Genomic DNA, 12,456 nt, shown 5'->3' with positions numbered 1-12,456 from the left:
CTCAATTCCTATTGCGCCACGATTGCCAAGCGCCTGTACTCCAAAGTGCCAAACCGATGAGTACCGGTTGGAAGAACAACCTCGCGAGTCGCAATCCATCGGAATTCAATCCGAAAGCGTCGTGTCGGTTAAGGTATTGCGCGACATTTCCGGGGAAGACCAAAACGAAAAAAAGAGCGAGAGTCCACCCTATTTGCGTGCGGTATCGGTTCCAAAATATCAGCGACAACCCGAACGCTACTTCGACGATTCCCGAAAGAATGACGACCAAATCTTTATCCATGGGCACCCAATTCGGTACTTGCGCCTGAAATTCGAGGCGTGCAAACGTAAGGTGACCCGTTCCGGCCATGACCATCATAAAACCAAGAAGGTTCTTTGCCCATCGCTGCGGTTTGTTCAATTTGGTTTTCATTTTGACGCTTTTGTTCAAAAATACGCATCTGTTCGTCGTTTCGGTTACAGGATTTTGCGAAATCGATTTGCAATTCGGGATTTTCCTATTACTTTAGCCGGCTTTTCTTTTTGGAGGCCAGACAAATAAATAATCAAAAAATTAAAAATACACTCAAATGCGTTTGGAAGATTTTGACAACGAAGAAGACCGCATCATCAGCGACCGATTGAAACAAAAAACCTGGAGCGAAATCCGCACCAACGATTCGTGGGCGATATTCAAGATCATGAGCGAATTCGTCAACGGATATGAAACCATGGGAAGGATCGGGCCGTGCGTCTCGATTTTCGGATCGGCGCGTACCAAACCCGATAACCATTTTTACACGTTGGCCGAAAAAATCGCGTTCAAGATCAGCAAGGCCGGTTATGGTGTCATCACTGGCGGTGGCCCCGGAATCATGGAAGCCGGTAACAAAGGCGCGCATCTTGGCGGCGGGACTTCGGTCGGATTGAACATCGAGTTGCCTTTTGAACAACATTTCAACCCGTACATCGACCGCGACAAGAACTTGAATTTCGATTACTTTTTCGTGCGCAAGGTCATGTTCGTCAAATATTCACAAGGGTTTGTGGTCATGCCTGGCGGATTCGGGACTTTGGACGAAATGTTCGAAGCCATCACGCTCATCCAAACCAAGAAAATCGCCAAATTCCCGATCATTTTGGTAGGGCGCGAATTCTGGAACGGATTGTGGGTTTGGGTCAAGGAAGTACTCGTCGAGAAATACGCCAACGTAAGCCCTGGCGATCTTGACCTCGTGAAAATAGTCGATACCGAAGACGAGGTTGTGGAAGCTCTTGACAATTTCTATAAGAAGTATACGTTGAGCCCGAATTTCTGATTTGTTCAGATAAAAGAAAATAGACGAATAGATGATAGACCGGCCTGTGAAGGGTCGGTTTTTTAATTTCTGCTTAATTTACGGCCGAAGCGCGCAACTTAATTCGGCAATATGTATCTTTCGGGAAACGTTATACTAACATTGCTAAGAAAAGAATTGCCGCGTTTGGTTTCCCTTCGATATATCGTACTCATTTCGATTTGGCTGCCGGTTTCGGTTTTGGCCCAACACCATTCGCATATCCGGGCGACGCTCGACGACGAAAAGAAAGAAATTACCGTAAATCAAGAACTTACGCTTTTCAACCAGACGACCGATACGTTGACGACCGTTTTGCTCAACGACTGGAATCACGCGTACTCGGCCAAATCGACGCCTTTGGCCAAGCGGTTTTCGGACGAGTTCGTGCGCTCATTCCACTTGGCCCGCAATTTTGAACGTGGCAGCACCAAAGATTTGGCGATGACCAACGAAAGAGGTCAAACGCTTGAGTTCTTCCGCCCCGAAAAGCATCCCGATTTGGTCGAAGTGTATTTGCGCGACAAGTTGGCGCCCGGCGAGAAAATGGTCATCCGCCTTGCTTATGTGAGCAAAATTCCTTCTGCTAAATTCACGAGATTCGGCTATTCGAGCGATGGCAGTTATTATCTCAAGGATTGGTTTTTGACGCCCGCGCGTTACGACGATCATCAATTCGTGCGCTACAGCAACGTCGGGATAGACGATATCGCCAATGGGATTTCCGATTATGATGTCGAGATTTCAGTGCCTAAAAAAATGGATATCGACAGCGATCTTGATGTCAAGAATTCTTTTGTCGATCAAAATTCGACCAAACTTACCTTTTCGGGCAAAGACCGAAACAGCTTCAATCTTTTTCTCGCGCCGAGGTCGGAATTGAGAAGCTACAAAAATGAAATGGTCGAAGTTTTGAATGGCGTCGAAGGCAATAAAGTCAACGACTATCAAAAGGCCGTAATCGTTGATCGCATCGTACATTTCGTCCATGACAATGTAGGCAATCTGCCTTTTCAAAAAATCACGGTTTCCGAAGCCGATTATGCGCGTAATCCTTTTTACGGACTCAACCAATTGCCGAGTTTCATCAGTCCTTTCCCCGATTCGTACCTGTACGAGATCAAATTCCTCAAGACCTATCTGCACAATTATCTGCAGGCGAGCCTTCGGCTTGACCCAAGACGCGACAACTGGATTTACGACGGCATCCAGATTTACGTGATGATGAAATACATAGACGAACAATATCCGAACGCGAAAATGATGGGCGGGATTTCGTCTTTGAAAATATTGAAAGGCTATCATCTGATCAACCTCGATTTCAACGAACAGTACAGTTATTTCTATATGCTGATGGCGCGTAAGAACCTCGATCAACCCATCGGATTCTCGAAAAACAAGCTCATCAAATTCAACGAACAGATTGCGGGTAAATATAGATCGGGATTGAGTTTCCGCTATCTCGACAACTTCCTTGAACGCGACGTCGTGCCCGAAACCATCAAGGAATTCTACTCGTTCGCGGCCAAATACCAAACAGACGGCAAGGATTTCGAGTTCCTTCTCAAAACCAAGGCGTACAAGAATATCGATTGGTTTTTGGAAACGGTCATCAATTCGCGCGACATCATCGATTACAAGTTTACCGATCTCGAAAAAGCCAAGGATTCGATAAAGGTCAACGTACACAACAAAACGGGCACGACGGTTCCGATTCCGGTTTACGGCATGAAAAAAGGCCAGGTCGTTTGGAAGGAATGGCTCGAGAACGTCAAATCGGACAGCACTTTCGTTTTCGAACGCAAGGATGCCGACAAAATCGTGCTCAACTACAAAAACGAGGTGCCCGAATACAATTTGCGCAACAACTGGAAGTCGCTTAAGGGATTTTCGGTCGGCAACCGTCCGATCAAATTCAATTTCATGAAAGATCTGGAAGACCCTTTCTACAACCAGATTTTGTACGTGCCTTCGATAACGTATAATTTGTATGACGGGCTTTCTCCCGGTTTGCGTTTCCACAACAAAACCATTCTCGACAAGCCGTTCACGTTCGACATCAACCCTATTTATTCCCCGAAAACCAAGGCGCTGACCGGAAGTTACGCGCTCATGGTGAACCAGAATTTCCGCGACAGCGAATTGTACAACGTCAAATATTCGATCAGTGGCAACCATTTCCATTATGCACCCGACGCTTCGTATCTGAAGTTGAATCCGATGGTGCGACTTAATTTCAGGAACAAGGATAATTTTCGAGATAACCGAAAAGAATTGCTCATGGTGCGCAATGTGGTCGTGTATCGCGAAAAGACCGATTTCGTGGTCGACAATCCCGACGAGAACGAGAACTATTCGGTTTTCAACATGCGTTATGTGAATTCGCGTTCGGAAGTCACCAATACGTTGAGCTTTTCTACCGATGTACAAGTGGCCAACAAATTCGGAAAAACGGCCGTTGAGCTTGAATACAGACGTCTTTTCGAAAACAACAGACAAGTGAATTTGCGCTTTTATGCCGGTGTTTTCATGTACAACAAAACCTCGAACGACTTTTTCAGTTTTGCGCTCGACCGACCGACAGACTACCTTTTCGATTACAACTACTACGGCCGTTCGGAAAGCAGCGGTATTTTTAGCCAGCAGCTTGTTTTGTCTGAAGGCGGATTCAAGTCGAAGCTCGACCAACCTTTCGCCAACCAATGGATATCGACCGTGAATGCCAGTTTTAACGTGTGGAATTGGGTAGAACTTTACGGAGACGCCGGATTTGTGAAAAATCACGACCTGAACCCTCATTTCGTATACGACAGCGGCGTAAGGCTGAACTTGGTCACCGACTATTTTGAGTTGTATTTTCCGGTTTATTCGAATAACGGATGGGAAATCGCACAACAGAATTACAACGAGAAGATTCGGTTTATCGTGACTTTGGATCCAAAAACATTGGTCAATCTGTTTACGAGGAAGTGGTTTTGATTGGAGGTTGATTTTAGGAAAAAGTACGTAAAAACTGTATCTGGTTTATTATTAAAGCGCTTACCTTTAGACCTAACAGGTTTTGGAAACCTGTTAGGTCTAACCGAAAAGACCAGTTCTTCAGAAAAATCGTATTTCCAGCTTGATTTTTTAAAAACAACTTTAACAAAAACGGCAGAAAATCAATACCGATCTTTCGCTTTTGAAGATTACCTTTAGACCTAACAGGTTTTGGAAACCTGTTAGGTCTAACATCCATCAAACACCTAAATCCAAACCCAACCGATTTTCCCACAAAAACAAAAACCTTTCTCACCACATTTCCCCAAAAAATACATTATCAATAAAATAGTTCGGCTTTTCGAAGTTTTTGCTGCGAAAAATGAAAAGCTCCAAAAAAATGTAACGCCAATTTGCTTACATTTGTTTCCTAACCGATTTTTCAGTCATGACTCAATCTGAAACCGCCCAAACCCTCACTTTCGAGGATTTTAAGAAAGAAGTGCTCAACGATTACCAAATCGCTGTCTTAAGCCGTGAATGCAGTTTGCTCGGAAGACGCGAAGTCCTTACCGGCAAAGCCAAATTCGGAATTTTCGGCGACGGTAAAGAAGTACCTCAACTCGCCATGGCCAAAGCCTTCAAAAATGGTGATTTCAGATCCGGTTATTATCGCGACCAGACGTTCATGATGGCAATCGGTCAATTGACGGTCCAGCAATTTTTTGCAGGTCTCTACGGACACGCCGACCTGGAACAAGAACCGATGAGTGCAGGTCGCCAAATGGGCGGACATTTCGCCACGCACAGCCTCAATGCCGACGGGTCATGGAAAAACCTTACCGTACAAAAGAATTCCTCATCGGACATCTCTCCTACCGCAGGTCAAATGCCACGCTTGTTAGGTTTGGCGCAAGCTTCGAAAATTTACAGAAACGTTCGCGATATTTCGGGTGCTACCAATTTTTCGATCCTCGGAAATGAAGTTGCTTGGGGAACAATCGGAAATGCGAGTACATCTGAAGGTCTGTTCTTCGAAACCATTAATGCGGCTGGTGTTTTGCAGGTTCCGATGGTCATTTCGGTTTGGGATGACGAGTACGGAATTTCGGTACATGCAAGACATCAAACCACCAAAGAGAACATCTCGGAAATACTTAAAGGCCTTCAACGCGACGAAAACGCCAAAGGTTACGAAATCATGCACGCCAAAGCTTGGGATTATGCAGAATTGGTCGCGACCTACGACAAAGCCTCCAAAATCGCCAGAGAAGAACACGTGCCTATCCTGATCCACGTTACCGAGGTCACCCAACCTCAAGGGCATTCCACTTCCGGATCGCACGAACGCTATAAAAATCCGGATCGCCTGCAATGGGAAGCCGACTTCGATTGTATCAAAAAGATGCGCGAATGGATGTTGCGCAACAATCTTTCCACGGCCGAAAACCTTGACGAGATCGAAAACGCAGCCAAAAAAGAAGTCCTTGAAGGCAAAAAAGCCGCTTGGAACGCGTATCTGAACCCTATAAAAAGCGAACAGTCGGAATTGGTTGATTTGCTCAATGCGTTGGCCGACCAAAGCTCGAACAAGGTTTTCATACAAAAATACGCGTCGGATCTGGCTTCGATAAAAGAACCGATCCGTAAAGATTTGCTCGTTACGGCGCGTAAAGTGCTCCGAATGCTTTTGCCGGAAAACGCGTTGCGCCTGCAACTGGCCGACTGGATCAAGTCGTACATAATTAAAACCCAACCGAATTTCAGCTCTCACCTTTTCTCTGAATCGGCCCAAAATGTGGTTTCGATTGCCGAAGTCGCCCCGACATACGACGAATCTGCCGAAGAAACCGACGCACGTCTCATTTTGCGCGACAACTTCGACGCTTTGTTTGCCAAATATCCGAACGCACTTGTTTTTGGGGAAGATTCGGGCAATATCGGTGACGTGAACCAAGGTCTTGAAGGTATGCAGGAAAAATACGGTGAATTCCGTGTTTCGGATGCCGGAATACGCGAGGCTACCATTTTAGGCCAAGGAATCGGGATGGCGATGCGCGGTTTGCGCCCGATTGCCGAAATCCAGTACCTCGATTACTTGTTGTATGCGATCCAAATCATGAGCGACGATCTCGCGACGTTGCAATACCGCACGAAAGGGCGTCAAAAAGCGCCACTGATTATCCGTACGCGCGGCCACAGGCTCGAAGGTATCTGGCATTCGGGTTCCCCGATGGGCATGATCATCAACGCGATTCGTGGCATACACGTACTCGTCCCAAGAAACATGACCAAAGCCGCCGGTTTCTACAATACGTTGATGGAATGCGACGAACCTGCTTTGTTGGTCGAATGTCTCAACGGATATCGCCTCAAAGAAAAAATGCCTAACAATCTTGGGGCATTCAAAACACCGATTGGCGTTGTCGAAACCATTAGAAAAGGCAGCGACATTACCATCGTCTCTTATGGCTCGACTTTGCGTTTGGTGGAACAGGCTGCCAAAGAATTACAAGAAGTAGGCATCGAATGCGAAATAATTGATTGCCAGTCACTTTTACCATTCGATTTAAACCATGACATCGCAAAAAGCATCGCCAATACGAGCCGACTTTTGGTAGTGGATGAAGACGTTCCCGGGGGCGCATCGGCTTACATTTTACAGCAAATCGTAGACGAGCAAAACGGGTATGACTTCCTCGACAGCAAACCCCAAACGCTTGCGGCCAAAGCGCATCGTCCGGCTTACGGAACGGACGGCGATTATTTCTCGAAACCATCGGCCGAAGACATTTACGAAAAAGTCTATGCGATGTTCCATGAAATAAATCCGGCAAAATATCCGGCATTGTATTGATCCGAATACGATTCATACAAACGAAATCCGACTTTAAACCGTCGGATTTTTTATTTTATAATTAAATGTTACAAGGTTTTAAGACTTTCATTGCGGCGTCAATTTATCTCCCGAAATTCAGGTCAATAAATAACCTAATTCGAGAAATCATGAAAAAATCAATCCTAGTATTCGGAGCAGCCATATTGGTTTTGGCTTCGTGCGAAAAAAAGACCGAAACCACAATCGAGAACAAAGACACGACAGTGGTCGTGACGCCACCAACCGAAGAAGTTGAAGCACCTGCCGAAGACACGACCAAGACATCTGTAGAAGTCGGTAAAGAAGGCGTAAACGTCGATACCAAAAACACCGATGTCGAGGTAAAAGACGGTAAAGCGGCTGTAGAAGTAAAAAAATAAGCCATGAACCGCAAACTCCTGATGTTTGGAGTCGCTTTGATAAGTCTGGCTTCATGCAAAAACAACAATGAACCGGTGGCTCCAGGCGAACCTTTGGTTGACACTATATCTGTCGATCCGCCGCCCGCACCTCCAGTTCCCGAAAAAGAAGTCGAGGTCAAGACTCCGGACGGAAAGGTCGAGGTGAAAGTTCCCGCTCCTCCACCGCCTCCGAAACCCGGACATTTGCCTCCACCTCCACCGCCTCCACCGCGGATAAAAGTCAAGTAAACGAATCCGGCCAAGTGTCGGATTTTGTTCTGTTAAAAGCATATTAAAACTAACGGATGCATTTTTTTTAACAAATAACTTAGGGGAAAGCAATCGCAATGGAAGAAATCCCAAATTATGAAGTGATCATCATCGGAGGCAGTTACGCCGGATTGTCGGCTGCAATGACGCTCGGACGCTCGCTTCGCACGGTTTTGGTCATCGACACGGGAACGCCTTGCAACCGCAATTCTCCTCACGCTCATAACCTTATCGGATTTGACAACGAAGCTCCCGAAATCATTTCGGCAAAAGCCAAGGAACAAGTGCTCAAATACCACAGCGTGACGTTTTTGAGCGCGAAGGCCAAAGCCATTTCGGGCCGTGACAACGAATTTGAAGTGACGACCGATAACGGCGCTTCGTTCCTCGCCCAAAAAGTGCTGCTCGCCACGGGAGTCACGGATATCATCCCAGATATTCCCGGATTTGCAGAATGCTGGGGAAAAACCGTGATCCATTGCCCGTATTGTCACGCGTATGAGATCGCCGGCAAGAAAATAGGGATTCTGGCGCACGGTGAGGCCGGATTCGAAATGTCGAAGCTTATGCGCCAGTGGAGCAAGGACATTTCGCTTTTGGTCAACGACAACGAGCCTTTTTCTTTCGAAGAACTCAAAACGTTGCGCGAAAAGGATATTCCGGTTTTCCCAAAAGCGATCGACCGCATCAATGGCGAAGACGGACAGGTCACACAAGTCGTTTTCAGGGACGGTTCTTCGGAGGATTTCGACGCGATTTATGCACGCGCCGGAGTTCGTCAAAGCACAATGATCCCAATCGACATCGGATGCGAACTCGACGACCACGGTTTCATCGTCGTGGACGATTCTCAACGCACCAACATCCCCGGTCTTTTCGCGGCCGGCGACAATACGATGGCCATGCGTTCGCTCGCGCGTTCTATCGCATCGGGAAATACGGCCGGCATCTGTATCAACCATGAACTTATAAAAGAAGATTTTTGATGGAATTGACCGAAATTCTTAAAAAACAAAACGGCGTATACGTCATCGACAAAAGCATTCCGTACTCGAAATATACGGCGCTTGACCTGTCGCCTTCGAACACCGAAATCAATGCGGAACTGGTTTCGGATTCTTCCGATTTCGACGCTTACATCGGAAATCACCTGGCGAAAAACAACGCGCTTGCCGCTTTCGGAGGCTATAACGAAAAACGTCAACTGTACAAACGCAGCGAACTTTTCAAGGATGATGACGAAGAAGAACGCGACATCCACATAGGAATCGATATTTGGACAGAAACCGAAACACCAGTATTGGCGGCTCTCGACGGCAAAGTCCACAGCTTCGAGTACAATGTAGGCCAAGGGAATTACGGGCCGACAATCATTCTGGAACACGACATCGACGGCAAGGTCTTTTACACGTTGTACGGACATTTATCGGTAGAAAGCATCGAAGACATCGAAATCGGGGATGTTTTCAAGAAAGGACAAGAGATAGCGTTTTTGGGAGACGCTTCGGTAAATGGCGATTATCCGCCACACCTGCATTTCCAGATCATTGAAGATTTAGAAGACAATTTCGGGGATTATCCGGGCGTTTGCAACGAGAACGATCTTGATTTCTACCTGAAGAACTGTCCCGATCCGGACTTATTGCTAAAAATAAAACACACGACATGAAGAAAGTAATCATCTTATTCAGCCTTATAGCGTTGATGGCGTCCTGCAAATCAAAGCAGAAAGCGTCGTCGGCCACAAAACCGAAACCCGTAGAAGTCGCCACCGATGCAAGGATTCCGATAGAAGAACTCGATCCGGAGCAGAAAAAACGCGCTTACGAATTCGGGAAACGCATCCTGAACGCCTGCAACACCTCGAGATTCAAACCATTCAATTCGAGCGAGGCCACGCCATCGGTTATAGCGAACGTAACCGAATCGAAAATCACGAAAACCTGCCTCAAATTCCGTCTTAAATATGGGGATTTCAAAGATTTGACATTGGTCGAAGTCGTACGAAACAAGAAAGACGAAACGAACGTGTATCGTTACAAAGCCGATTATTCCAAGAAAATCGCGAACAAGGAACTGCGCGTGATCATGAACGAAGAAAACAAACTCGTCGCGATCAAGACGACCGATTGGACCGACAAATACACGCCCATCAAATAATCAGAACCACTTTTTACGCTTGAAATAAATCGCCATGCCGATCGCGATGGCAATCATCACGCCCCAAACCGCGTAATATCCGTCTTGGGTTTTGAGTTCGGGCATGTTGTCGAAGTTCATTCCGTAAACACCTACGATGAACGTCAACGGCATGAAAATCACCGAGAATACGGTAAGTGTCTTCATGATTTGGTTCATGCGTTGGCTTTGAGACGAAAAGAACATGTTCGACGCACTTTCGAGCGTGTTGTTGTCGTATTCGATCTGATCGAGGATTTCAAGACATTTTTGGTGCAGGCGCGCGAAAAACGTGTAATTCGATTTGTCGATGCCGTCGTAATCTTCGTCGTCCTTGATGCTTTTGAGGTTGTACAACGCATCGCGCAGCGGAACGACCGCGCGTTTGAGAAAATTCAGGCTTTCGCGGCTTTTTTCGATGCGTACCAACACCGACGAACTTTCTGCGGTTTTCGAATCGTTGAGTACTTTCTCGATTTCTTCCTCGAACCGTTCGAGCGTAATGAAAAAGTTCTCCATGATCGCATCGAGCAGCAAATACAACAGGTAATCGTTGCCTCTTTTCCTCACGATTCCGCTTCCGGTGCGGATCCTTTCGCGCAAATGGCTGAAGAAATCGCTGCGTTTTTCCTGAAAAGAAACCAATAAATTGTCGGTCATCAGGAAACTGATCTGTTCGACGCGAAGTTCGTGCGTACTTTCTTCGGCCAATATCGATTTGATGCTGAAAAACAATACGTTGTCGGCTTCTTCCATGCGCGCACGACGGGTCACGTTCAAAATATCGCCTATTATCGCGGGTTCGATATCGAGAAACTCCCCTATTTTCCGAATCAGTTCGATGTTGTGAAGCCCGTGGATGTTGAGCCATTTCACGTCGTGTGTCTGCAACGGATCGCGCAATTCCTTCTCGACGCGTTCTACCGTACACGGCTTGTATTCTTCATAACCTTCTTCATTATAGACGAATAGCTGCATTTCTACGGGATCGGATTTGTAGCTGCCGGTATATTCGTAGTAATTGGGCTGGACTTTTCTAACCTTCTTGTATTTGATGCGTCTCACTGCGGAAAATTTTGATTAAAGATAGACGATTTCGATTTTTCGGCAGATTGGCCGTAAGGAAATTTTAGGATTGTTATTTTTGACGTGAATTTGAATCCACCGACAACTACTGAAATGATCCTTCTTACCAATATCAAGCAACTGCTTCAAATACGCGACATGTCGATTACAAAAGTTTCGGGAAGCGAAATGGCCGAATTGCCGATGATTCCCGACGCCTGGCTTTTGATCGACGGTGAGGAAATCGCCGCTTTCGGGAATATGTCCGAACTTCCGGATCATGAAAACGCCCAAATCATCGATTGTTCCGGAAAAGTCGTGTTGCCCGCTTGGTGCGATAGCCATACGCATATCGTTTATGCTGGCGACCGCACACAGGAATTCGTCGACCGTATCAATGGCCTGACGTATGAAGAAATCGCGAATCGCGGAGGCGGCATCCTGAATTCGGCCAAAAAACTCAACGAGACCTCGGAAGACGATTTATACGAACAATCGAAAAAACGACTCGAAGAAGTCATGAGCCAAGGTTCGGGAGCCGTCGAAATCAAATCGGGTTACGGATTGACCGTTGAAGGTGAACTCAAAATGTTGCGCGTGATCAAACGACTCAAGCAAAATTACCCGACGGCGATCAAGTCGACGTTTTTGGGCGCGCATGCGTTTCCGACCGAATACAAAACCGACCATTCGGCTTATATCGATTTGACCGTCAATGAAATGCTTCCGAAAATCGCACAAGAAGAATTGGCCGATTACATAGACGCGTTTTGCGAAACCGGTTATTTTTCGGTAGAAGAAACCGAGCGCATCATGGAAGCCGGACTCCAATACGGATTGCAAGCGAAAATCCACGTAAACCAATTCACGGCCATCGACGGGATCGCGGCCTGCGTCAAACACAAAGCCTTATCGGTCGACCATCTCGAAATCGTGACCGAAGCTGATATCGAAGCCTTGAAGAACTCGCAGACAATGCCCGTTGCGTTGCCTTCGTGCTCCTACTTCATCAGCATTCCGTATACGCCCGCGCGTCAAATGCTCAATGCGGGTTTGCCGTTGGCGCTGGCTTCGGACTTCAATCCTGGCACGACACCTTCGGGCAACATGAATTTTGTGGTTGCTACGGCCTGCATCAAAATGAAGATGACGCCAGAAGAAGCGATCAACGCAGCCACTATCAACGGCGCTTATGCCATGGGGTTGTCGGCTTCGCACGGCAGCATCACCGTCGGGAAAAAAGCGAATCTGATCATCACCAAACCGATTACCTCTTTTTACGAAATACCGTACCGTTTCGGCAGCGACCTGATCGAATCGGTCATCCTCAACGGAAAATCGATAGCATAAAAAAAGCCCGCTAAAA

The 12,456-nt window shown here is 46.7% G+C and carries 10 protein-coding genes and 1 pseudogene; 8 read left to right on the top strand and 3 right to left on the bottom strand.

Annotated features, from left to right (window positions below; genetic code table 11):
• Window position 1: 1 nt before the first annotated feature.
• Window positions 2-415: a DoxX family protein gene (locus HZF10_RS15575; protein WP_176007151.1), complete on the bottom strand. Its 414-nt coding sequence runs from the start codon at window positions 413-415 to the stop codon at window positions 2-4.
• 157 nt (window positions 416-572) lie between these two features.
• Between HZF10_RS15575 and HZF10_RS15570 the strand changes: the two genes are divergently transcribed.
• From HZF10_RS15570 to HZF10_RS15555, 4 genes are all read left to right on the top strand, one after another.
• The gene (locus HZF10_RS15570) at window positions 573-1,301 is read left to right on the top strand and encodes an LOG family protein (protein ID WP_176007150.1); all 729 of its coding nucleotides are present in this window, start codon (window positions 573-575) and stop codon (window positions 1,299-1,301) included.
• Between the two features lie 141 nt (window positions 1,302-1,442).
• Window positions 1,443-4,298, top strand: coding sequence for a gluzincin family metallopeptidase (locus tag HZF10_RS15565; RefSeq protein ID WP_246282631.1), 2,856 nt, complete (start codon window positions 1,443-1,445; stop codon window positions 4,296-4,298).
• 448 nt (window positions 4,299-4,746) lie between these two features.
• The gene (locus tag HZF10_RS15560; RefSeq protein WP_176007149.1) at window positions 4,747-7,155 is read left to right on the top strand and encodes an alpha-ketoacid dehydrogenase subunit alpha/beta; all 2,409 of its coding nucleotides are present in this window, start codon (window positions 4,747-4,749) and stop codon (window positions 7,153-7,155) included.
• 149 nt (window positions 7,156-7,304) lie between these two features.
• Window positions 7,305-7,556 carry a hypothetical protein gene (locus tag HZF10_RS15555; RefSeq protein WP_176007148.1) on the top strand — a complete coding sequence of 84 codons (252 nt, stop codon included), beginning with the start codon at window positions 7,305-7,307 and terminating at the stop codon, window positions 7,554-7,556.
• Window positions 7,557-7,684: 128 nt separating this feature from the next.
• Here HZF10_RS15555 and HZF10_RS18225 read toward each other — a convergent pair.
• A pseudogene (locus HZF10_RS18225) lies at window positions 7,685-7,822 on the bottom strand (hypothetical protein); the annotation flags it as partial.
• A gap of 102 nt (window positions 7,823-7,924) precedes the next feature.
• On the opposite strand from HZF10_RS18225, the gene HZF10_RS15545 reads away from it, so the two are divergent.
• The 3 genes from HZF10_RS15545 to HZF10_RS15535 are packed head-to-tail and all read left to right on the top strand — an operon-like array spanning window position 7,925 to window position 10,007.
• A complete protein-coding gene (locus HZF10_RS15545; RefSeq protein ID WP_176007147.1) occupies window positions 7,925-8,833 on the top strand; it encodes an NAD(P)/FAD-dependent oxidoreductase in 909 nt (302 codons plus the stop codon).
• On the top strand, window positions 8,833-9,516 hold the full coding sequence (locus tag HZF10_RS15540) for a peptidoglycan DD-metalloendopeptidase family protein (protein ID WP_176007146.1): 684 nt from the start codon (window positions 8,833-8,835) through the stop codon (window positions 9,514-9,516). Before HZF10_RS15545 ends, HZF10_RS15540 begins: the two co-directional genes overlap by 1 nt.
• Window positions 9,513-10,007, top strand: coding sequence for a hypothetical protein (locus HZF10_RS15535; RefSeq protein WP_176007145.1), 495 nt, complete (start codon window positions 9,513-9,515; stop codon window positions 10,005-10,007). The genes HZF10_RS15540 and HZF10_RS15535 overlap by 4 nt, the downstream gene beginning before the upstream one ends.
• Here HZF10_RS15535 and corA read toward each other — a convergent pair whose 3' ends face one another.
• The gene (gene corA, locus HZF10_RS15530) at window positions 10,008-11,090 is read right to left on the bottom strand and encodes a magnesium/cobalt transporter CorA (protein ID WP_176007144.1); all 1,083 of its coding nucleotides are present in this window, start codon (window positions 11,088-11,090) and stop codon (window positions 10,008-10,010) included.
• 114 nt (window positions 11,091-11,204) lie between these two features.
• Between corA and hutI the strand changes: the two genes are divergently transcribed.
• Complete coding sequence (gene hutI / locus HZF10_RS15525; protein ID WP_176007143.1) at window positions 11,205-12,440, top strand: imidazolonepropionase; 1,236 nt, start codon at window positions 11,205-11,207, stop codon at window positions 12,438-12,440.
• Window positions 12,441-12,456 lie beyond the last annotated feature (16 nt).

Source organism: Flavobacterium agri, assembly GCF_013401995.1.
GTDB classification, from domain to species: Bacteria; Bacteroidota; Bacteroidia; order Flavobacteriales; family Flavobacteriaceae; genus Flavobacterium; species Flavobacterium agri.
This window is presented reverse-complemented; position numbering and strand designations above follow the sequence as displayed.